Genomic DNA, 22,786 nt, shown 5'->3' with positions numbered 1-22,786 from the left:
CTGAGAACTTGTAGCTGTCAATACCACCAAATAATCATGAGGGAAGAAAATATGGCTCACAAAATTAATGGCTCAGACACTTTCTCATCTTTGCCATCTCAAGTAGATTTAGAGTTATTAGAAGCGTTACTAGAACCAGAGGATGCTAACTATCCCTGGAATCCAAGTGATGAAGATTCCGAAGCTTATTTTCAAGAACTAGAACAACAGTTCGGAATGGAAGATTTGCAAGGTGTTGAACTAATGAGGCGATCGCAAGATTTTTACGGACATCTAGATACACTTTGGTCTAGTATTACTCCGACACCTGACCACAATTATAACCGACAACAGGCAGTAGTGCTTAACCTTCAAGAAACATTACGTACAAATTTTTCTGCCTGTGTCCCCCAAATATTGCTCAACACCATCGCCACCAAAGCTGCTGAGATATTTGCTGCTCGCCAATTAATCAGCGAGCAACTGGTTGAGTGCGTTCAGACAGTACTACCAGCTTGGGGAACAGAGGATCTGATCGTTTTGGCTCGTCCTTTTGCTTACGCTATGCGAAGTAGCGAATCGCAAAATATGGCATCCGCACTCAGTAATCTTCAAAATAGCGAGTGGACATCTTTATCAGAAGTAGATAAAGCAAAGGTTAGTTTAGCGATCGCTTCTTATGCTTTTACTGAACTTAACAAGTCTCAGCCAGAACTATGAATGGGGAATGGGGAGTAGGGAGTAGGGAGTAGGGAATAAGAAAAGTTTTCATTACACGTTGTGTTCGTCTAACCCGCGCTTTGCGTTCACCTTATTAAGAGGTCTCTTTTGCAAAGATGTTGGTTTCCCTTACGCAAAGATGTATAGTCGAAAATCAACACTTTTGCAAGAAAAAGTTTAATGATTTTTATTTTTGTAAGTATATTTACCCTATAATAAGTTAACAGTACGCTGATTTTTAAATTAGGACATCTATCCTAAGAGGTAAATACTCAAATTGCTTATTTTCCCCCCTGCTCCCTGCTCCCCTGCTCCCCTGCTCCCCTGCTCCCCTCCTCCCTCTATTTTGGGCCAAGAAATCGGGTAGCAAAATTTTGCGATCGCGTTGGTGACAGCGCCCGTGCCTTGAGAATTGCCGCCATCAAAAAGGCGTAAGATAACACTCCAACAACTACCAACAGCAAGGCATTGATTGACCCTGTAGCATTCCAGAGAGCGTGAAGCGCAGAAGCACTCAGATAACCAATAGACAGAATTTGCCAACTTCTACTAGGTTTGAGGACAGCCAACCCGATAAAATAACCCAAGTAGCCACTATAAGCCATGTGTCCGGCTACAGAGCCTAAAATTCGCGGAATTAGCAGTTGTAAACCTGCAAGTTGACCAGCAGCCCCTATACCCACCTGTTGCGTGACATTTTGAGTGATATCAGGGACATACTGACCGAGGGTTTCCAAGAGAGTGAAACCAACGGCAGAAGCCGTACCCAGGAGAATACCATCTAGAGGTTCCCAGATGCCGATACGTTCTCGCCAAGGTGAAGACAACATTCTACCGATAGCAAAAGCCCCTAGTACAGGTAATGCCTTGAGTAATTCCTCCATCAACCCAGCGCCAAAAAACATCCGCACCAATAACTCTGTAAAGGTGATAGATTCTTGGGGTGTGGGCAAGCTTCCAGGTAGGATGCCGCGAAATACGAAAATAAATAGATCCAACAGGGGACTGAGCAAAATCAGGATTGTCCCCAATGACGTAGCCATTAGCACCCACCAAGGCTTCTGTTTTCCGCAAAGTTGGTAAACAAAATAGTAGGCAGCGAAGGCGATGTAACTTGCGACAATCACTTGATTAGCTTGAGGGCGACCGACTGTAGCGAACATCAGCACCACAAAAATTACGGTCAGTATTCCCGGTACGAGGTAAGCTTTACTAGTTAAATCTTTACCAGTGGAAATAATTGGAAAAAGCTGGGTGAAGCTAACAGAATCTGGCTGCTTTAATTGTGTGTGGTTGTGGTAGTCCGTCGCTGAAGGCAGTGGTGTAACTTGGTTGACTGTCGTCGCCGGAGTCAGTGAGGTATACTCGCATTCAAAAATGTATTGCGGCCCATCAGCACCTAGAGAAATGCGATCGCCTGGGTGCAATTCCTGACATTCATATAAGCGTTGTCCATTCAAATAAGTGCCATTAGCACTATTCAAGTCACAAAGCACCCAGCTAAATTTGCTATCTGGGGATAGAGAGAGGGGACGAACCACTGCATGACGACGAGATACCATTCGGTACATCATGGCATCCAAGACAACTTGGCAGCTGGGGTCGCGTCCAATTACCATCTCTTTACTGGGGGGCAGCGAGTAGCGAGATTCTGCTCCCAAAGCTGCCCCATTACCAGACACTAGCCGCAGAAATGCATTATGTCTTGCGTTTTTGCCTGTCATCGATAAGAAGTACGTTTCTAAACTAATTCTTCACATAATTTGGCAGCAGGACTAACCTTAGCCACATTAGCAGCAGCATTGCTAAATCCACTATAGCTTCACTTACTGCTAAGAAATTTAAAATTATTGGTGCAAAATTTCAAATTGTTTCATCTCATGTAAAGAAGTATTCCATCTGCTGAGAGTTTGCCCTAAAACTGGCTTGTTTGGCGGCTCAATCAGATTGTCTTGATGCTGTACTTTTGACATCGTAGCGGCAAATTAAACCTACTGCAATTTATTAAAAAATAGTATTTTTTACTGCATTTAGTTCCATTTCAAAAATATATAATTATTAGTCGTCTGTTGTCAGTTGTTTTTGGCAAAGCTCTTTTGGAGTAGGGAGTAGGGAAAGAAACTGTTATGAAGTGAACCAAAAGATTTCTAGTATCTTGTCTCAAACAACTGTAGTCAATTCTAGGTGTTCAATCTTAGTTCCAAGTACTGTGAGGAATTCTGCTAGCCAATGTGGGTGAGCAGGCCAAGCTGGTGCTGTCACTAAGTTACCATCAACTATTGCCCGATCGACAGGGATATCAACATAGATTCCTCCAGCACTCTTGATATCTGGGCTACAAGCAGGGTAGCCAGTACATCTCTTGCCTTGCAGTACATCAGCAGCTGCTAATAACTGCAAGCCGTGGCAAATGGCAGCAATCGGTTTATTCGCTTGGGCAAAGTGACGAGTGATTTCTAGCACCTGCTGATTGAGGCGGAGATATTCTGGTGCCCTTCCTCCAGGAATGACTAAGGCATCGTAGGTTGTGGCTTCTACTTCTGCAAACGTTGCATTTAAAGTAAAATTGTGTCCGGGTTTTTCGCTGTAAGTCTGGTCTCCTTCAAAGTCATGAACTGCTGTCCGCACCCGATCGCCAGCTTTTTTGTCGGGGCAAACTGCATGGACAGTGTGTCCCACCACTTGCAATGTCTGGAAAGGAACCATCACTTCATAGTCTTCTACATAGTCGCCAACAAGCATCAAAAGTTTCTTTGCAGCCATATATTTGTTACCCTCACCTATTAGTCATCAATAGTTGTTTATAAAGTAAATATTAATTTAGAGTCAGCTTTTTTCGGGGTTAGTTTATATACGAGTTTTTGATACATAACATCAATCACTGTGGTGTCATGTATCATTTCAGAGTTGCAAATTCACAAAAATTAATACATTCTACAGGAACACGACGATAATTCAACGATCGCAATCAAATGGTAAATTAAAGCAGATTAAATTCTGCGATCGCTCTCGGAAAATTTTTGTTTTCATGTCCTGGCTGGCTGAGTTTAATCAAAGCAAAACGCTGTAAGGGTGTTAAAGCTGCCCAACGTTGCTGTGTCAGGGTTACACCTATTTCTTGAGCTTTTCCCTGAAGGCTAGCTGGTACAGTGGCAGAATCTAGCCATGCAGGATGAGGCTCGATGGGCAATTTTGCCGCTGGTACACCTGTGCGTTGTATGATTAATTGCTCGATATATTCGCGGTAAGAGTGAATTTCTGTTTCTGTAGTGCAAGGTAATTCCACTAAAGCTTGACGCTCATCTGTCGTCATTTGATTCCAATCAGGCAATTTTAGCTTGATGCCACAAGTATCTAATTTACAACGCACCTGCATGGGGATGCAACGCAGAGAATCAACAAAGTCTGCTTCAAATTGAAAGAAATCTGTCACGTCGCTTCGCTCCGAATCAAAATTCACGCATTCAAAATTAATAATTTATATTGTTGCTTAACAAACCCAAAATTGCTGTACCTTTAAAAGTGGTTTGTATTCCACGCAATTGAGAACCGCTATAGTTTATTAGGCATTTTATTTAACTTGCATCTTTAGAATTACTGAGACGAATTATTAAATAACTAATTGATAAAGCAAGAATAGCTATACCTAAGCCAATTATATCAATTCCTGGAACTTTTTCTAAGTCAAGAATAATAATTTTTCTGGCGACAGCTATTAAAGAAGTGACAATAACTAATTCAACCTGAAAAACATGTCGTCGGAGATAGGCAGTAATATTTTCTAAGATTTCTAAAGCAATTAAAATATTTAAAAATAAACCGAAAATTTTATACAAGGTTGAGTTAAATCTCCCATAAGGAACTGTAAATAACTCTTTAAAAATAAAAATTCCTAAATCTCCGATAGTTACCAAAATTACGATCACCATAAAAATAGATAGAACTTTAGAAACTAGCACTTCTATGTTTTCAATGACGTGCATAAAGTTCCGATCGCTGGTAGCTCCTAGCATTCGTTTCATTAGCTTTTTCATCTGTTGCACCCAATTCTCAAATAAAAGAAAATCCCATAGATAAATCTAAAGGATTGGAAATAATTGACAATTTTTGTAAATATCTCTGCTTTTTTATTCTTTATCCATAGCGAAAATAAACTTTAGTAAAATCCCTTGTTACTAAAAATTTATCTCTTTAAATATAGTAATTGGTAACAGTCAAAATTAGAGAGTTAGAAAAAATGATAATAACTATTGACTATTGATTATTGACGAAATTACCTGTTGCTGGTTATAAATTACCACTTCCGAGCTACACTTTGCAGCTTACTATAGGACTCATATTTGATTGCGTGAAAAAAACTCAGTACACCTTTATTCCTTCTTCCCAGTCCCCAGTCCCCAGTCCCTAGTCCTAGTCCCCGGCCTTTACGAGTAATTCTCCGAATCAAATCGGATTGCTATATTGTGAAGACTGGAGTTGATAATCTTTGATGGGAACTTCCAGCGAAATTGGTATCAGCTGCACAGCACAGGCTTTTAATTCTGGTTGCAGCGAATCGGGGCAAGATTCTGGATGGGTGAGGGCGTTGGCTTCGGCATTATCTGCCCACAGCGAACCCCAGTGCATAGGGACAAAAACTGTACCAGGTGCGATCGCTTTTGTGACTTTAGCAGGAAACTTCGCTTTACCACGACGCGATCGAACTTCCACATCCATACTATCGACAATACCTAACCGAGCAGCATCACGGGGATGAATTTCGATAAACGGTTCGGGATGCATTTTGCAAATTTTTTCAATTCGACCGGTGCGTGTCTGCGTATGCCAATGTCCGTAAAGTCTTCCATTAGTTAACACAAACGGATAATTTGGGTCTGGTGGTTCCGCCAATCCTTTGGAGTAATATGCCCCAAATCGAGCGCGTCCATCAGGGGTGTGGAAGCGGAGATTGGTGTAGAGGCGTTTGGAGTTAGGAGTTTGGAGTGAGGAGTTAGGAGTTGAAGATTCTAATTCATAACTCCTAACTCTTAACTCATAACTTTTTTCTGGGTGAGGCCATTGAGTCGGGCCTTGTGTCTGTAATTGCGCGTGACTGATACCTGTCATATCGCAGGGGCGATTTTTAGTTAGTTGGACAAACTCAGCATAAACTTCAGCGGAGTTAGCAAAGGCAAATTCTTTCTCAAAACCTAATCTACGTCCAACTTCGGCAAAAATTTCCCAATCGGCTTTCGCTTCTCTTGGTGGTTGGCGAAATGCTGAACACAGAGTTACCACTCGTTCAGAGTTTGTCATCACGCCAGTTTTTTCACCCCACTGGGCTGCTGGTAGTAGAACGTGAGCGTAGGCAGAAGTTTCTGTGGGATAATATGCGTCTTGGTAAATAGTGAAAGGCGATCGCAACAATGCCTTTTTAGTCCGCTCTAAATCTGGCATACTCACAGCCGGATTAGTAGCTGCAATCCACAGTAACCCTACAGCATCATTTTCTAACCCAGTAATCATGTCCCAAGCAGTCAAACCGGGATTGGGCGAAATTTGTCCTGGCTTGAGTCCCCAAAACTCCTCAACTTCTGCACGGTGCTGGGGATTTTTCACCGCCCGATAACCCGGTAATAAATGCGCTAAACCTCCGGCTTCCCGTCCTCCCATCGCGTTCGGCTGACCTGTGAGGGAAAAAGGGCCAGCCCCAGGTTTGCCAATCTGTCCAGTCATCAGGTGCAGGTTAATAATCGTTCTAACCTTAGCTGTCCCTTCTGAAGATTGATTTACACCCATTGACCACAAAGACAGTACTCGCTCAGATTTACCCCAGTAACGTGCTGCTGTTTCTAAATCTTCAATACTGATTCCACATTGACGAGCTACCACTTCTGGCGGATAGTGGCGAATAACCTCAGCATAAGCGGGAAAGTTGCTGGTGCAGTCCTCCATGAACATCGTATCAATGTAGTTCCAGCGCATCAACAAATGGGCGATGCCGTTCAACAAGTCGATATCTGTACCGGGACGAATGGCTAAATGCAAATCAGCGGCTTCTGCGGTTGGTGTGCGACGGGGATCGACCACAATCATCTTGACTTTGCGGTTCTTTTTGTGATACTTTTCCAGTCGATTGAAAACGATGGGGTGACATTCGGCTGTATTAGTACCAATTAGAAATGCACAGTCGGTTAACTCCAAGTCATCGTAACAGCAGGGCGGGCCATCTGCGCCAAAGCTTTGAATGTACCCAGCCACAGCACTAGACATACATAAACGAGAGTTGGCATCAAAATTATTAGTACCCAGACAGCCTTTCATAAGTTTCTGGGCTATGTAGTAATCCTCGGTTTGAAACTGACCGGAACCGTACATACATAAGGCTTCTGGCCCTTGGGTGAAACGCACGGTTTGAATGCGTTTGGCGATCAGATCGAAAGCTTCATCCCAGCTAACGCGGCGAAACTCTCGATCTAATGAGTCTCGCACCATTGGGTAATGTAATCTATTTTTATCTAAAGATTCTGCGATCGTTGCACCTTTGACGCAAACCATTCCTTGACTAGATGAATGGGCCTTGTCACCCCGCACCCGCCAAGTCGGATTTCCTTGACTATCTCGATTAGTTGCTTTGCCAAGTTGGGCTGGGGGTGAAACTTCTAAACCGCAGCCAACGCCACAGTAGGGACAGAGAGTTTTGGTAAATTCACTCATGGCTGTTGTACCATTTTGTTATTTTAATTGGGCAACCTCAGATGTAGCGCCAGGTTGAGAAATTTGTATGTTAGAGGTTGTTTGAAAAGTTTTCTTCTCGGTAACAAAACGTTCTAGATCCCCCTAAATCCCCCTTAAAAAGGGGGACTTTGATTCCGGTTCCCCCCTTTTTAAGGGGGGCTAGGGGGGATCGGTTAGTGCCTAAAATCAGAGCCAAGCACTTTTCAAACATCCTCTTAGGCAAACTCTTTGAAACGAATGAAGCCCAAAGGGTTTTGTCGTCTTGTTCCCAGCCTGGAGGCTGGGAATATATTTAAAGTGGGCTTCTGTCTCTTATCAAGCTACTGGAGGCGGAGCCTCCCAGAATGGGTTAAGAGCCTCTAGGCTGGGAACCAGTCATGTATCTTTTCTTAGTGCCATTCGACTAAAGTTCTTAGTACGAACTATGAGAATTTATTTGCTTTATTGCCTACTTTCTATTTTCAAGACAGGTCTATTCTTCAGTTAAGAAGATAGGGTTTTTCGTTGCGGTTTCTGGTAATTCACCTTCAAATGCAGGGGCAAAGGAACCTTTTGGTTCTTTGAGGAAAAAGGCACACATAAAAGCACAGACTAGTGCAGCTAAACCCATTGTGGAAAATAGTGTGGGAGCGTCGGTTAAGCTGAAAATTGTCAGGTAAACTACACCGCCAAAATTACCGTAAGCTCCCACATTGCCGGCAATTTGTCCAGTGGCTTCTTTCTTAATTAGGGGAACGATGCTGTAGGTTGCACCGCAGCCAGCTTGGGCAAAGTAAGCGGCAACCATTGTCACTGCGATCGCTACTGGAATCGGCCAGCTACTACTAATAAAATGTGCTATCAAATAACTAACACCAATGCCAGCGCTGATAATTGTCATTGTCCATTTTCGGGAGTTAAATTTATCAGAAATTAAGCCACCACTGGGACGAGAAACCAAATTTAAGAATGGATAGGTAGCGGCAATCATTCCAGCGACAACATGTTCTAAAGCAAAGGTTTTTTCAAAGAATGCTGGAAGCATAGAAACGACTGCCAGTTCGCTACCAAAGTTAGTTATATAAGTGAATTCGAGTAAGGCTACTTGACCAAATTGAAAGCGTTCGGATGGAGCATAAGTTTTCTTGCCAATTAAAAGTTCTCGGTTTACTTGCCAAGCTTTGTAACTTTGGTAAGCAAATAATCCTGCTAATAGTAACCAAATCAAATACATTTGGCTCAAAGTTAGGAAGTGAATGTTCTTTTGTTCCAAACGCCAAGCCAATAAACCCAAGGCAAAAATTAAACCAAAATTCGAGACAATCATCGCCCAGAAGCTTTTAACACTGGTTACTTCTAGAGAACCATTTTTCTTAGGTTTCTTGTAAACTTTACCTGTGGGCGTATCTTGGACGTTGTTGTAATAAATTACGCCGTAGATAGCTGCAATAATCCCTGTAAATGCGATCGCAAATCGCCAGTTAGAAGTACCACCAGCGAAAAAGCTCGTGGAAACTGCAAGTATCGGTAAGGCAAACTCTGCGCCAAAAGCCCCAAAGTTACCCCAACCGCCATAAATACCTTGAGCAATTCCCATCTCCTTCGGCTGGAACCATTCGGACACCATACGGATACCCACAACGAATCCAGATCCGACAATTCCCATCAGCAAACGGCTGATGACTAGTTGATTAAAGTCTTGCGCTAGCGCCGTCGCTAAACAAGGAACAACCGCAAACATTAGCAGCATTGAGTAGGTGATTCTGGGGCCAAAACGATCTAGAAGCATCCCAATGATTAGTCGTGCGGGAATTGTGAGGGCAAGGTTACAAATGCCTAAAGTTTTGATTTGTTCTGGTGCTAGATGTAGTTCTCTGCCAATGGTTGTAGCAAAGGGGGCAAAGTTAAACCAACAAACAAAGGTGAGGAAGAAAGCAAACCAAGTCTGATGTAAGATGCGGTAGCGATCGCTAAATGAAAATAAGTTTTTAAGCATTCCAATCTTTCTAATTGAATAAAATACGGTAAAGAGGTAGCCGAAGTTGAGCCTTAAAGGTCGAAGGTTAAGCCTTAAGGTTTGAAGGTTAAGCCTTAAGGTTTGAAGGTTAAGCCTTAAGGTTTGAAGGTTAAGTCTTAAGGTTTGAACATTAAGCCTTAAAGGTCGAACATTAAGCCTTAAGGTTTGAACATTAAGCCTTAAAGGTCGAACATTAAGCCTTAAAGTTTGAACATTAAGCCTTAAAGTTTGAAGTATGAGTCTTGCCCAATGCCCAATCCCCAATCCCCAATCCCCAACTAGCAGTTACCAACTAGTAAGGCTTCTTGCTTGAGTTTTGCCCCAAACTTTTGGATGAGTAAATCTTGCAATATTGGCTGCAAGTCTTCGCATGGTATGCCTTTGATGATGCAAGTTCCCAAATGGGCATCTTTGCCAACTTTGCCGCCCATATATATGTCAACACCTTCCAAGGTTTTGCCATTTTTGCGAGTTTTAGTTCCCATCAAGCCGATGTCTGCAACTTGGGGTTGTCCGCAGGAGTTGGGACAACCTGTCCAATGAATTCGCACTGGTTTGGTGAAGGTTAACTCTTCTTCTAAGGTTTTAATCATTGCCAGGGCGCGGTTTTTGGTTTCAATGAGGGCAAAGTTGCAAAATTGTGCGCCTGTGCAAGATACTAGCGATCGCGTCAGCAAACCTGGATCGATAGAAAATTTTTCTAGCAAAGGCTCAGTTAAAAATGTTGCTAAACGCGAGTCAGCAATATTGGGGATCACAATATTTTGCTCAACTGTGAAACGGATTTCGCCAGTGCCGTAAACTTCGGCTAGACGAGCGATTTCAAACATATCTTCGGCATACAACCGACCGACAGGAATGTTCAAGCCTGCGTAATTTAATCCTGATTGTTTTTGTTTATATACCCCGATGTGGTCGCGTTTTTCCCAGTCAATCTCGTCTTTAGGTGCTGCGGGTAATAATGATTTACCTAAACGGCTTTCTACTTCTGCTCGAAACTTATCTAAACCCCATTCATCGATTAGCCACATCAAGCGCGATTTTTGCCGATTAGCACGCGGGCCACGATCTCGAAATACTTCCAAAACCGCTCTACATACAGTTACTACATCTTCTGGAGCCACCCAAGCATTCAAAGGGATCGCCGCCTCACAACGTTTAGCTGAGAAAAAGCCACCGACTAAAACGTTAAACCCAAAAATTTTGTGCTGAGAATCAGCAGAAGGGAAATTTTGCTCCCCTGCTCCCCTGCTCCCCTGCTCCCCTGCTTCTTTAAATGCTGGCACAAAAGCTAAATCGTTAATTTCAGCATGAACAGAATTGTCTCGTCCACCTGCGATCGCAATATTAAACTTGCGTGGTAAGTTGCTAAATTCTGGGTTTCCTTCGCCTTTATTGGTGAGCATATCTTGAATTTGCTGTACCAACTCTCGCGTGTCGTACAATTCATCTGCATCTAACCCCGCCACGGGATCGCCTGTGATATTGCGGACGTTATCCATTCCTGACTGAACGCTGGTTAAACCAACTGCGTGAAATCTATTAAAGATATCTGGTAAATCTTCAATCCTGATCCCCCGTAATTGAATATTCTGTCTCGTAGTAATATCAGCGCAACCATCATCACCGTAACGCTGCACCACTTGCGCTAAAACACGCATTTGGCTGCTGGTAAGAATACCGTTAGGCATCCGCAACCGCATCATAAACTTTCCTGGGGTAACTGGGCGAAAAAACACCCCTACCCATTTGAGTCGATGATCGCGATCTGTTTCGTTCATCGCCTCCCAACCCAAGGCGGCAAATTTCTCTATCTCACTCTTGATGGCGAGTCCATCTTTTTCTGCTTTTAATTTCTCGAACTTATTAAGACTAGTGGTAGTTGCTGTATCTGTCATGAGTTTGAATCTCGTTGCAAATTACTGATACGATCGGTAACTGTGGTCATAATTTCCCAATTCCAATCAATCCGTAGTTACATCAGGTGCTGTATCTGCGAAGGTTAGGGAATAAAAATTTAATATTTAACTACGGCTGATTATTTTTACTGAAGAACATTCCAACGCGAAACTTCAAATCCGTGGTTAGTTAAAGAAAATTTGTGACCTTTTACATCTTGGGAATTTGTCAAGCAGGTTTAGATAATGTTCATGTAACAATTTCGATACTCATAACTTAATGTGACTTTTGTGTTAAAATCGTATAAATTGTTACGATTTTCCGAAAAATTTTTCAAAAAATGCATGAATAGTATGCATTACTTGCATTAAAGTCACCCATAAGCGATCTAGCGCCCTTAATCAACGGTATTTGAGAAGACTGAAGTAATTTTGGATCGCCATAGACTAATCTCAAATCGTTCGACTGAGCGTAGCCGAAGTCTAAAATCCAAAATTGAATGGGAGATGTTAGCTAAAACTTAGATATTATTTCAGCAGTTATGAAACGTCGTGACTTTATTAATTGGGTAGGTTTGGGCTGGATTGCGAGTTCTCTACCTGTAGCGATCGCAGCTTGTTCTTCTCAAACAACTCCAGCATCTAAAGATTGGCAAACAGTAGGTACATCAGCAGATTTAGATAAAACAGGTCAATTGCTGGTAAAAAACTCACCTGCCGGGCCTGTGCTGGTAGTCGGCACATCTAAAGCTGGCAATCTAACTGCTGTTGACCCTACTTGTACTCATGCAGGTTGCACTGTAGCATGGAAAGCAGATGCCAAAAAATTCGCTTGTCCCTGTCATGGTTCGGAATATGGAGCCGATGGTAAAGTGCAAAAAGGCCCAGCAACCGACCCTCTAAAAACTTACGGCGCTAAGATTGAGGGCAATTCGGTTGTAGTTAAGCCTAGCTAGTGGAGGCAGGGAGCAGGAGGTAAAAAATTGATAATTCAAGCAAGATATTGTGAGTAATATCAAACAGCTTTTGGTACAAGCCGAGGCAGCACATAATGCCGCTGATTGGTCATCACTAATTCAATATTTGCAACAATTAGTTTTAGGGGCAGACTCGGAAGATCCAGAAATAGTTAAAAATCGAGAATATCTTCTGAAATTAACACTTTCCATCTTAGAGATGGGGGATTTTCAGCAACGATGGGAAATTACCAAAGTGTTGATTCACTTTGGTAATATTGCTATCCCACCTCTGGTTGAAATATTAGAAGATGAAGACGCAGAAGACGAATTACGCTGGTATGCGGCAAGGACTTTGGGCGAATTTAAACACCCAGAAGCCATCGCGTCAATAGTTGAATTGTTGAAAAATGATGAGGATGAAGAACTCAAAGCGATCGCATCTACAGCACTGGGACAAATGGGTACTGTTGCGATTGCTTCACTAACTGAACTTCTATTAGATGAAAATACACGATTGTTAGCAGTGCGATCGCTTTGTTGTATTCGGCAACCAGAAACCATCACGCCGCTGTTGAGTGTAGTGCAAGATCCACAAGCAGCAATCCGCGCCGCCGCAATTGAAGCCCTCAGCAGTTTTCATGACGAACGCGTACCGCCAGTATTGTTAAAAGCTTTGGACGATCCCGCTGCCACAGTGAGGCGTGCAGCAGTGCTTGGTTTAGGTTTTCGCCCCGATTTACATCAAGCATTAGATTTAATAACGAGACTGCAACCCAAACTTTACGACTTTAACCTTGATGTTTGTTGTGCAGCCGCAGTTACCCTTTCTCGGATTGGTAGTGATGAGGCTGCTAAATACTTATTTGATTTGCTGATTTCACCTCAGACACCGATAACGCTGCAATTAGAAACCATCCGCGCTTTAAGTTGGGTGGGAACATTATTGAGTTTGGAATATTTGCAAACAGCACTGAATCAAAGTACATCCGAGACAGTGTGGCAAGAAATTGTCACAGTTTTGGGACGAGTGCAAAAACCGGAGTTAACTACACCAGCGGTAGAAATCTTACTGCAAATACTGCGATCGCCACATCCGGCCCCAGAGGTTGCTAGCATCAAAAGTGCGATCGCTTTATCTTTAGGACAGTTAGGCGAAATGCAGGCAATTGAACCATTGATTTCCCTGTTAGCCGATCCTAATGCATCGGTGAGACTACATGCGATCGCAGCACTGAAAAATCTGAATGAGGAAGCCACACATCAACAATTGCAGCAGTTAGCGAATAATGACGCAATCACACCAGATTTAAAACAAGGAATAGCGATCGCTTTAGCCGAATGGTAAATTTCAGCGTCAACTTTTAATCGCGTAGCGTCTCGTAAAGTCTGCGGCATAGCTACGCTTAGGGTGCTGCCTCTTTTAGATAAGAGAAGATTAAAATCCTTATTACAAACCTTTAATTATTTATGCCATCCTATTGAACTGATAATAAAAGTATTCCTTAAGTCTAAAGTAAGACACATCTGGAGTATGAAGTTATAAGTTTTCAGGTGAAATAAGATTGTGAAGTATTCTTAATAGAGTCTCAACTGCAAGCAGCATCTGGCTGTATAGAGTTTTTAGTTCCTTTATATCAAAATAACTAAAAGCTAATGTAAAAAAAGTAATTATATTTATTCAGGTGAAAATCCTGTTTAACTTAGCGATCGCTTGTACTTCTTAGGTTAGTCTGTTTATCTAATTACAAACTCTATTCTATAATGTGGAGTTTTCTCACACTTATAGAACTCATATCTGATTTTTGAACAAGATTTCAGTTAAAACCCCGATATAACAGGCTTTTCAGTCTCAGTATGTTTTCAGAAATAAAATCGGAGTCCTATATAAACTAACCTAACTTGAATGCCAAATTAATTCCTGGGATATAAGTGATTTTACTCTTATGGTAGAAGTCCGGCGAAAAACTAACACTTATGCTATCTAACAGTAACAAAATGATTCACAATAAGTAATTAGTAAAAATAGGATAGATAGAAAGTAAGTGTAATAATATTTATTTTCTAAATTTGAACAAGCGATTTTGTTCGTGAATTCTTAATCCTAAAGTAGTAATTACTGATTATGAGTTATTTTGCTTAATGTGACAAAGAATAAGTTGTTGGTGGTATTTTCAAATCCTTTCAACTTTTCCAGAAGAAGTTAAGTAAAATACTCTGCAATCTGCCTCGCCATAATTTACTTAATTTAGCAGTGGATTGAAGAGACAACATTGCTTTTGTAAATCAATCAACGATACAAATCTAGAACATAAAAGGAACCATAAGCATGAAGCCTTTCAATTTATCTAAAGCTGTTTTAGCTACTCTATTTGCCATCAGTTTCGCTTCTGTATCCTTACCTACTTTAGTTTCTGCCCAAAGTGGAGGTTCCGGCAGTGGAGGCTCTGGTGGCGGAAGTGCCGGCAGTGGAAGCTCCGGTAGCGGAAGCTCCAGTGGTAGCACTGGCTCAGGTACTGGAACTGGAGCTACAGGCACTGGAACAACAGGCACTGGAACTGGGACATCAGGCAGTGGCTTAGGTACTGGAACTGGGACAACGGGCAGTGGAACTGGGACAACAGGCACTGGAACCGGGACAACAGGCAGTGGCTTAGGTACTGGAACTGGAACTACAGGTACTGGCACAACAGGGACTGGAACTGGGACAACGGGCAGTGGAACCGGGACAACAGGCACTGGAACTGGGACAACAGGCACTGGTTTAGGTACTGGAACTACAGGTACTGGGACAACAGGCAGTGGAACTGGGACAACGGGCAGTGGAACTGGGACAACAGGCACTGGAACAACAGGCACTGATGCCACAGGTAGTGGAACTACAGGTAGTGGAACAACGGGTGGTGGAACAACAGGCACTGATGCCACAGGTAGTGGAACTACAGGCACTGATGCTACAGGTAGTGGAACTACAGGCAGCGGAACAACGGGTACTGATACCACAGGTAGTGGAACAACAGGCACTGGCACTGATGCCACAGGTACTAACAGAAATACAGGTGTCGCAGCTTCCGAAAGAACTAGCGATCGCGGTTTCAATTTTGGTTGGCTAGGTTTACTTGGTCTAGCTGGTTTAGCTGGACTGCGTAATCGCGAAAAAGTCCGGGCTTATAGAGATCCCGATGAAGTAACAGGTTCTCGCTCTAGATAGTATTCACCACACTCTAGGTTAAAGTGTGAATTACCCCCCTTAATCCCCCCTTGTAAAGGGGGGAAACAGGAAAATCTAGTTCCCTCCCCAATACATACGGGGAGGGTTAGGGTGGGGTAAAACCTTGGGTTTTTCAGCTATTTCAGATTTGTGTATACACCGTAGCCTCTAGGAGGGCACAGCCATAGGTTGTGCCCTCTACATCTTTTGGAAATATGACGCGATCGCAGCTGTATCCGTAAGTTGTACAAAACCAATTTGACCAACAGTAACATTCAGGTAATTGAGATGCGAAGTTGAAATGATTACTTTATGTCAATTAAAAACCGCTATATAACCTGTCGCATAATGATGAAGTGAAATACTGATAGTTGGCTACAGTTCAACTATCAGCTTCTGTAATCACAAGAGAATGGCTCAGAACGATACCGTTAAAAATATTATCTAAAAATTCATATTATTTCAGTACAAAATAGTCAATTATTTTTTGGGCGAAATTTACCGAAAAAATCGATGCAAAGCGCATCATTGACGACAAAGGCAGTCAAACCTGATTTACTTAAATGTCAATCAGAGAAAAAAAGCTGTAACAAACTCTACTAAATTGTGGATAAAAATCCGTTAACTTTATAAAACTGATCAATGTAATTCAGGCTACATAAAAATGCGCCTAGAGCAGTTGCAAGCCTTTCTAGCGATCGCCCAAACCGGCAGCTTTCAACAAGCAGCGCGAACATCTGGTGTTACCCAATCGACGATTAGTCGCCAAATCCAAGCATTAGAAGCAGATTTGGGGATAGAACTGTTTCACAGAAGCACTCATGCCAAACTGACACTAGGAGGCGAACGTTTGTTACCTCGCGTTCGCAAAATTTGTCAAGAGTGGCAGACTGCTACAGAAGAATTAGCCGATTTAATCGCTGGAAAGCAACCAGAGCTTTGCATTGCCGTGATTCACTCTCTCTGTGGATCTTACTTACCACCAGTGTTGCAAAAATTTTGTCATGATTATCCAGATGTGCAATTGCGGGTGACTTCATTGGGAAGCGATCGCGCCCTGAAAGTTCTCAAAGATGGATTGGTAGATTTAGCAATTGTGATGAATAATCGTTTTTTAACCACCAGTAGAGAAATGGTGGTAGAAGTACTTTATGATGAACCTATAGAAGTTTTAACCGCAGCCAATCATCCCCTCGCACAATATGAATGCGTCCCTTGGTCGGAGCTAATTCGTTATCCCCAAGTGGTTTTTAAAGATGGTTATGGGATGCAACGCTTAATACAAGATAAATTTGAGCGGATGGAAGCCACACTCCAGTCGGCTTTAGAGGTAAATACCCTAGATGCCTTCCGGGGAATTGTGCGCCAAGGGAAATTGATAGCTTTGCTACCTCAATCAGCATTACTGGAAGCACATCTTGACCCTACCCTGGCGATTCGTTCTTTAGCCAGTAATAATACTAATGGTTTAGCAGATGGTTCCAGTTTGACTCGACGGGTAGTTATGGTGACAACTCAAGATCGTCTGCAAATTCCTCCCATTAAACATTTTTGGCAACTCGTGCAAGAAAATATTCCACTGCAAATTAACCAGCAGCGATCGCCTTCGTCAACTGCGATTTTATTGGACAACGTAAGTTAATTAAAGCAACGCGATCGCAATTTTAAAAATTCCAGCGAAAAAAATAATCTATCGTAGGGCGCACAGCTAGCTGTGCGCCCCTAATTCAGTTTAATAAGCATCCATTGGCAGACAAGAACAAACAAAATTGCGATCGCCAAAGGCTGCATCAATGCGACCGACAGCTGGCCAGAATTTATATTCGCGTGTCCAAGGCGCGGGATAGGCAGCTTGTTCGCGAGAATAGGGATGCTGCCATTCTCCGGTAATTAAACTTTCGGCAGTGTGGGGTGCGTTCTTCAAAAGATTATCTTGGATATCCACCTTGCCAACTTCTATTTCGGCAATTTCTTGACGAATAGAAATCAACGCATCACAGAAACGATCCAACTCTTGCTTAGATTCACTTTCTGTAGGTTCCACCATGATTGTACCCCCTACAGGCCAGGAGACAGTCGGCGCATGGAAACCGTAATCGATCAGACGCTTGGCAACATCATCGATTTCGATCGCAGCCGATTTTTTGAGCGATCGTAAATCTAAAATACATTCATGGGCAACTAAACCATTTTTCCCCTGATACAAAACCGGATAGTATGATTCCAGTTTCTTGGCAATGTAGTTAGCGTTGAGAATCGCCACCTTAGTAGCTTGGGTTAAACCATCTGCACCCATCATGGCGATGTACATCCAAGAAATCACCAAGATACTCGCACTACCCCAAGGCGCAGCCGCCACAGCACCAATATGTGAGTGCTGAGTTGAGTCGTTGATAGTAACAACAGGATGTCCGGGTAGAAAAGGCACAAGATGAGATGCAACGCCAATGGGCCCCATACCGGGGCCACCGCCACCATGAGGAATACAGAAAGTTTTGTGCAGATTCAAGTGACACACATCCGCGCCAATATCTCCAGGACGGCAAATTCCCACTTGGGCGTTCATATTTGCCCCATCCATGTAAACCTGTCCACCATGACTGTGAACAACAGCGCAGATTTCCTGAATTGGCTCCTCAAAGACACCGTGAGTTGAGGGATATGTCACCATTAAGGCGGCTAATTCATTGCTGTGTTTTTCTGCCTTCGCCTTCAAGTCAGCAACATCAATATTACCTTGTGAGTCACAGGCAACCGCCACTACCTTCATCCCACACATCACGGCACTTGCTGGATTTGTTCCGTGTGCGGAGGTGGGAATCAAACAAACATTGCGATGTGCTTCGCCTCGATTTTCGTGATATTGACGAATTACTAAAAGTCCAGCATATTCGCCCTGAGAACCAGCATTTGGTTGTAAAGAAATTCCCGCAAACCCGGTAATTTCAGCTAACCATGCCTCAAGTTGCTGGAATAGGATTTGATAACCTTGCGTTTGCGACGCTGGGGCAAATGGATGAATCTTGCCAAATTCCTCCCAACTTACCGGAATCATCTCAGCTGTCGCATTCAACTTCATTGTGCAAGAACCCAAGGGAATCATCGATGTCGTTAGCGACAAGTCCTTGCTTTCAAGTTTGTGCAGATAACGCAACAACTCAGTTTCTGAGTGATAGCGGTTAAATACAGGATGGGTAAGATAAGTGCTTTGACGGCTAAATGGTTCACCGCTTAAACCTGATTGCTGAGTTATCCATTCCATCTCTTGCACATTTAAAACAAACGGTAGCTCATCTGTCCCTGCAAAAATTTGGCATATATCTCGCACATCATCCAATGTGGTAGTCTCGTCCACCGAGATACCAACAGTAGATGTATCAAAAATACGCAGGTTAATTTGACAGGCTTCAGCAGCTTGTAAAATTTCTTGCAGAGGTTTAGTTCCTAACTCGACTTGTAGCGTATCAAAGAAAGGTTTAGAACTGATACTGTAACCTAGTCGCTGCAACCACTCTGCCAAAATCAAAGTCAGGGAATGTATCCTCTGAGCTATTGTCTTAAGTCCATCTGGCCCATGATAAACCGCGTACATACTTGCCATTACCGCCAGTAGCACCTGTGCAGTACAGATATTACTAGTAGCTTTTTCGCGGCGGATGTGCTGTTCGCGGGTTTGCAAGGCGAGACGTAATGCAGGCTTACCTTGGGCATCTTTTGATACACCCACAATTCGCCCTGGAACTAGCCGCTTATACTCTTCCTTCGTAGCAAAATATGCCGCATGAGGCCCCCCAAACCCCAAAGGAATACCGAACCGCTGAGTGCTTCCGACAGCAATATCAGCGCCAAACTCCCCAGGAGGGGTAAGTAAAGTTAAACTTAAAGGATCTGCTGCTACCGTCACCAATGCACCCTTAGCATGGGCTTTTTCGATAAAAGCGCGGTAGTCGTAAATAGTGCCATCACTTGCAGGGTATTGCAGAACAGCGCCAAAAATTGGTCGATCGAAATCAAATGCTTGATGATCGCCAACAATAATCTTAATCCCCAATGGTTTAGCACGTGTTTGCAACACGTCGATAGTTTGGGGATGGCAATCACGAGAGACAAAATAGGCATCTGCCTGATTTTTAGAGACACCATAGCTTAGGCTCATTGCTTCAGCTGCGGCTGTGGCTTCATCAAGTAACGAAGCATTGGCAATTTCCAAACCTGTGAGGTCAATAATCAGGGTTTGAAAATTCAGCAGCGCTTCTAGTCGCCCTTGAGCAATTTCTGGCTGATAAGGAGTGTAGGCAGTATACCAACCAGGGTTTTCTAGGATATTACGCCCAATCACAGGTGGGGTAATACTGTCGTAATAGCCCATACCAATGTATGAACGGAAAACCTGATTTTTGGCAGCAACTTTTTTTAACGATGCCAGTGCTGCATATTCACTCTCTGCTGCTGGTAACTTTAGCGGTTGCTTCAGCCGAATTCCCTGTGGAACTGTTTGGTGGATTAGGGCATCCAGGCTGGGAAACCCCAAAACCTTAAGCATTTGCTGAATATCATCGGAGTTAGGGCCAATGTGTCTTGGCACAAAACTACTGAAATTTTGACTTTTTTCGTCCAGCACTTGCTGCTCATGAGACTTGAGAATAGGGGCGTTCAATACCACAAATTACTCTCCAGATGGTACTATTTCATATTTTGCAATAAATACTCTTAAACTGGGGGCTGGGGACTGGGAATTCGGAAGATATTGGATAGGTGAATAAGAGTAATTATTAATTAGCTTCTCCACTCACCTACTCCCTTACTCTTTCATTCAGCAATCAGCACGGGCTAAACCCTAGCTATCCGCTAACAGCACTTTTACTCCCCTTCTACTTGGGCGCGATACTCATCTGCTGTCAAGGCATCTTCAACTTCGCCAGGGTCATTGACGCGCACTTTCAAAAACCACCCTTCCCCGTAGGGGTCTTCTGACACTTCTTCGGGAGAACTAATTAAGGCTTCATTGCGTTCTATAACTGTGCCTGTTACTGGTGAATTAAGTTCCTCAACGGCTTTCACTGATTCAATTGTGCCAAAGTTTTCTCCCCTAGTAAGAGCATCGCCAATTTCTGGTAGTTCCAAAAAGACGATATCACCCAATTCATGTACGGCAAACTCAGTAATGCCAATGGTGGCAATTTCACCATCTATTCGCACGTATTCATGAGAATCCAGGTATCTGAAATCTTGAGGATATTCAAAAGACATATCACTTCCTCTCCCTTATTAAAAAAATTATTGCCTCAATAGTTATCCAAGCCATATTTGGTAATGAACCTGACTGTAGATTGAATAACTCACAACACATTATTCCTCAAAAACCTCAGCGCTTATCAGTTGGCAACACGATTTTTTGACCGATAAAAGGGACGTTTAACTACAACTGCTGGATAAACTTTGCCGCGAATTTCGATTTCTAGCTGCTGACCAACAGTTGCTAGCTGGGTCGGAACGTAGCCTAATGCAACAGGATAACCAAGTGTAGGTGACAGGGTGCCACTAGTAACTTCTCCCACAACTTTACCTGTGGATAACACTTGATAGCCATGACGGGCAATGTTGCGTCCTTGGGTTTGCAAACCTACCAATCGGCGATGCACTCCCTTGGCTTTTTGCTCTGCTAAAACTTCCCGACCAATAAAATCGCCTTTGGTATCTAAATGAACTAGCCACCCCAAACCTGCTTCTAAGGGTGTGGTGATGTCATCGATATCTTGTCCGTAAAGTGCCATCGCTGCTTCTAGGCGCAGAGTGTCTCTCGCACCGAGTCCACAGGGAATAACACCACTTTTATGGAGAGTTTGCCACAATTCTACTCCCACATCCGGGTCTAACATCACCTCAAAGCCATCTTCTCCGGTATAACCCGTGCGGGCCAAAAAGGCAGGTTTACCTAGTAGAGTTGCTTCTAAATGTCCAAAGGCTTTGATTGGTTGCAAGTCTTCTTGCACTAATGGCTGGAGATATTTAATCGCTTTTGGCCCTTGGACGGCAATTAAGACTTTATCTGGTGAAAGGTCTTGGAATTGCACTTTATCCAAGTCAAGGTGTTGCAATAGCCATGCTTTATCTTTACCAGAAGTTGCCGCATTGACTATGATGAATGCCTTTTGTGTACCACTGGTGTCTTCACCTTGATAATAAACAATGATGTCGTCAATAATTCCCGCTTGGGGATTTAACAATACGGTGTATTGTGCTTGACCAGCTTGCAAACGACTCAAGTCGGAAGGTACTAGTGGCTGGAGTTGGGAAATCAGGTTTTTACCTTGGAGGGTAAATTTGCCCATGTGGGAAATATCGAACATTCCGGCTGTATTTCTTACAGCCTCGTGTTCGCGGCTAATTCCACTAAATTGCACAGGCATTTCCCAGCCGCCAAAGCTGGTAAGGCGTGCTTTGAGTTCTACACCCAATTGATATAAAGGAGTTCGCGCCGGAAATTGGGCGTTGTCTTCTTGATTAGCCACAGTTAATTATTGCGATCGCACCTCAACATCTATCATCCTACGAGATGCTTTCTGGTTTTACAGTTTTGTATATCGAATTAGGGCATTGGGCATGGTTTATTCTCTGTCCTCCTTGTCCCCTTGTCCCCCCATCCCCTTTGTCCCCTTCTGTAAGGTTTAATAGTTAATAGTAGAAGTGTTGAGATTTATTAAGAAGAGATTATGAAATATTGGCAACTGCTAGCTAGCTTTGTCTTAGCTATGGTTCTTTTTTTGTTTCCCCTATCGGCGCAAGCTGCAAGTTCTTCTAGTATTACCCGTTCTGTGGGTAATGATGAACTCAAGGGCAAGGATTACTCTGGCCAAAGTTTGATTGGTACTGAGTTTACCAATCTCAAATTAGAGAATGCTAACTTTAGCAATGCTGACTTACGTGGTGGCGTATTTAACGGTAGCGTATTGGAGGGAGTAAATCTGCATGGTGCTGATTTTAGTGAAGGCATAGCCTATCTAACAAGGTTTAAGGATGCTGATTTAAGTGATGCACTGTTGACCGATGCAATGATGCTGCGTTCTACTTTTGATGGCGTGGATATCACAGGTACTGATTTTACGAATGCAATTTTAGATGGAATACAAGTGAAAAAGCTTTGTGTTAACGCAAGTGGTGTGAATTCTAAAACTGGTGTGGAAACTCGCAAGTCTTTAGGATGTAAGTAAATCCTAACCCCTCTTCGCTAATGGAGAGGGATATATTTTTTTAACGAATTACGAATTACGAATTACGAATTACGAATTACGAATTACGAATTACGAAT

General features: G+C 43.0%; 17 protein-coding genes. 6 read left to right on the top strand and 11 right to left on the bottom strand.

Translation table 11 applies throughout. From position 1 onward, the window contains the following. Positions 1–51 precede the first annotated feature (51 nt). Entirely contained in the window at positions 52–699 is a 648-nt protein-coding gene (locus RM049_RS35915; protein WP_322707613.1) for a hypothetical protein, read from the top strand. A gap of 341 nt (positions 700–1,040) precedes the next feature. Here the strand turns inward: RM049_RS35915 and RM049_RS35910 are convergent, their stop codons facing one another. From RM049_RS35910 to RM049_RS35875, 8 genes are all read right to left on the bottom strand, one after another. Further along, on the bottom strand, positions 1,041–2,423 hold the full coding sequence (locus RM049_RS35910; RefSeq protein WP_322671513.1) for a PrsW family glutamic-type intramembrane protease: 1,383 nt from the start codon (positions 2,421–2,423) through the stop codon (positions 1,041–1,043). 123 nt (positions 2,424–2,546) lie between these two features. Continuing rightward, positions 2,547–2,672 (bottom strand): hypothetical protein, encoded by a 126-nt coding sequence (locus tag RM049_RS35905; RefSeq protein WP_322690690.1) that lies wholly within the window; start codon positions 2,670–2,672, stop codon positions 2,547–2,549. A gap of 187 nt (positions 2,673–2,859) precedes the next feature. After that, a complete protein-coding gene (locus RM049_RS35900) occupies positions 2,860–3,462 on the bottom strand; it encodes a DJ-1/PfpI family protein (protein ID WP_322707612.1) in 603 nt (200 codons plus the stop codon). A gap of 217 nt (positions 3,463–3,679) precedes the next feature. Further along, positions 3,680–4,132 carry a nitrate reductase associated protein gene (locus tag RM049_RS35895; RefSeq protein WP_322707611.1) on the bottom strand — a complete coding sequence of 151 codons (453 nt, stop codon included), beginning with the start codon at positions 4,130–4,132 and terminating at the stop codon, positions 3,680–3,682. Between the two features lie 142 nt (positions 4,133–4,274). Next, complete coding sequence (locus RM049_RS35890; RefSeq protein WP_322707610.1) at positions 4,275–4,733, bottom strand: phosphate-starvation-inducible PsiE family protein; 459 nt, start codon at positions 4,731–4,733, stop codon at positions 4,275–4,277. A gap of 409 nt (positions 4,734–5,142) precedes the next feature. Then, positions 5,143–7,395 (bottom strand): nitrate reductase, encoded by a 2,253-nt coding sequence (locus RM049_RS35885; protein WP_322707609.1) that lies wholly within the window; start codon positions 7,393–7,395, stop codon positions 5,143–5,145. 493 nt (positions 7,396–7,888) lie between these two features. After that, positions 7,889–9,391: a NarK family nitrate/nitrite MFS transporter gene (locus RM049_RS35880; RefSeq protein ID WP_322707608.1), complete on the bottom strand. Its 1,503-nt coding sequence runs from the start codon at positions 9,389–9,391 to the stop codon at positions 7,889–7,891. A 299-nt stretch (positions 9,392–9,690) separates the two neighbouring features. Then, positions 9,691–11,310 (bottom strand): ferredoxin--nitrite reductase, encoded by a 1,620-nt coding sequence (locus RM049_RS35875; RefSeq protein ID WP_322707607.1) that lies wholly within the window; start codon positions 11,308–11,310, stop codon positions 9,691–9,693. Positions 11,311–11,852: 542 nt separating this feature from the next. Here RM049_RS35875 and RM049_RS35870 point away from each other — a divergent pair. The 4 genes from RM049_RS35870 (at position 11,853) to RM049_RS35855 (ending at position 17,119) form a co-directional block, all read left to right on the top strand. Then, positions 11,853–12,266: a ubiquinol-cytochrome c reductase iron-sulfur subunit gene (locus RM049_RS35870; RefSeq protein WP_322707606.1), complete on the top strand. Its 414-nt coding sequence runs from the start codon at positions 11,853–11,855 to the stop codon at positions 12,264–12,266. Positions 12,267–12,312: 46 nt separating this feature from the next. Continuing rightward, positions 12,313–13,614 (top strand): HEAT repeat domain-containing protein, encoded by a 1,302-nt coding sequence (locus tag RM049_RS35865; protein ID WP_322707616.1) that lies wholly within the window; start codon positions 12,313–12,315, stop codon positions 13,612–13,614. Positions 13,615–14,595: 981 nt separating this feature from the next. After that, a complete protein-coding gene (locus RM049_RS35860; protein WP_322707605.1) occupies positions 14,596–15,477 on the top strand; it encodes a WGxxGxxG-CTERM domain-containing protein in 882 nt (293 codons plus the stop codon). Positions 15,478–16,141: 664 nt separating this feature from the next. After that, complete coding sequence (locus tag RM049_RS35855; RefSeq protein WP_322707604.1) at positions 16,142–17,119, top strand: LysR family transcriptional regulator; 978 nt, start codon at positions 16,142–16,144, stop codon at positions 17,117–17,119. 90 nt (positions 17,120–17,209) lie between these two features. Here the strand turns inward: RM049_RS35855 and gcvP are convergent, their stop codons facing one another. From gcvP to gcvT, 3 genes are all read right to left on the bottom strand, one after another. Then, entirely contained in the window at positions 17,210–20,122 is a 2,913-nt protein-coding gene (gene gcvP / locus RM049_RS35850) for an aminomethyl-transferring glycine dehydrogenase (protein WP_416212687.1), read from the bottom strand. Positions 20,123–20,337: 215 nt separating this feature from the next. Then, the gene (gene gcvH, locus RM049_RS35845) at positions 20,338–20,727 is read right to left on the bottom strand and encodes a glycine cleavage system protein GcvH (protein ID WP_289797706.1); all 390 of its coding nucleotides are present in this window, start codon (positions 20,725–20,727) and stop codon (positions 20,338–20,340) included. A 125-nt stretch (positions 20,728–20,852) separates the two neighbouring features. Continuing rightward, positions 20,853–21,989, bottom strand: a complete 1,137-nt coding sequence (gene gcvT / locus RM049_RS35840) for a glycine cleavage system aminomethyltransferase GcvT (RefSeq protein ID WP_322707602.1) — start codon at positions 21,987–21,989, stop codon at positions 20,853–20,855. 201 nt (positions 21,990–22,190) lie between these two features. Between gcvT and RM049_RS35835 the strand changes: the two genes are divergently transcribed. Further along, a complete protein-coding gene (locus RM049_RS35835; RefSeq protein ID WP_322690702.1) occupies positions 22,191–22,688 on the top strand; it encodes a pentapeptide repeat-containing protein in 498 nt (165 codons plus the stop codon). The last annotated feature ends 98 nt before the right edge of the window (positions 22,689–22,786 follow it).

It is taken from the genome of Nostoc sp. DedQUE04 (genome assembly GCF_034530995.1).
Lineage (GTDB): Bacteria > Cyanobacteriota > Cyanobacteriia > Cyanobacteriales > Nostocaceae > Nostoc.
The sequence above is the reverse complement of the archived record's forward strand: the minus strand, read 5'-3'. Positions and strand labels throughout refer to the sequence as shown.

Bases quoted from the DNA above. Each gene is read 5' to 3' on its own strand.
- RM049_RS35875 (WP_322707607.1), bottom strand. From the start codon at position 11,310: ATGACAGATACAGCAACTACCACTAGTCTTAATAAGTTCGAGAAATTA.
- RM049_RS35870 (WP_322707606.1), top strand. From the start codon at position 11,853: ATGAAACGTCGTGACTTTATTAATTGGGTAGGTTTGGGCTGGATTGCG.
- gcvH (WP_289797706.1), bottom strand. From the start codon at position 20,727: ATGTCTTTTGAATATCCTCAAGATTTCAGATACCTGGATTCTCATGAA.
- RM049_RS35915 (WP_322707613.1), top strand. From the start codon at position 52: ATGGCTCACAAAATTAATGGCTCAGACACTTTCTCATCTTTGCCATCT.
- RM049_RS35880 (WP_322707608.1), bottom strand. From the start codon at position 9,391: ATGCTTAAAAACTTATTTTCATTTAGCGATCGCTACCGCATCTTACAT.
- RM049_RS35910 (WP_322671513.1), bottom strand. From the start codon at position 2,423: ATGACAGGCAAAAACGCAAGACATAATGCATTTCTGCGGCTAGTGTCT.
- RM049_RS35860 (WP_322707605.1), top strand. From the start codon at position 14,596: ATGAAGCCTTTCAATTTATCTAAAGCTGTTTTAGCTACTCTATTTGCC.
- RM049_RS35890 (WP_322707610.1), bottom strand. From the start codon at position 4,733: ATGAAAAAGCTAATGAAACGAATGCTAGGAGCTACCAGCGATCGGAAC.
- RM049_RS35905 (WP_322690690.1), bottom strand. From the start codon at position 2,672: ATGTCAAAAGTACAGCATCAAGACAATCTGATTGAGCCGCCAAACAAG.
- RM049_RS35885 (WP_322707609.1), bottom strand. From the start codon at position 7,395: ATGAGTGAATTTACCAAAACTCTCTGTCCCTACTGTGGCGTTGGCTGC.
- RM049_RS35900 (WP_322707612.1), bottom strand. From the start codon at position 3,462: ATGGCTGCAAAGAAACTTTTGATGCTTGTTGGCGACTATGTAGAAGAC.
- RM049_RS35835 (WP_322690702.1), top strand. From the start codon at position 22,191: ATGAAATATTGGCAACTGCTAGCTAGCTTTGTCTTAGCTATGGTTCTT.
- RM049_RS35855 (WP_322707604.1), top strand. From the start codon at position 16,142: ATGCGCCTAGAGCAGTTGCAAGCCTTTCTAGCGATCGCCCAAACCGGC.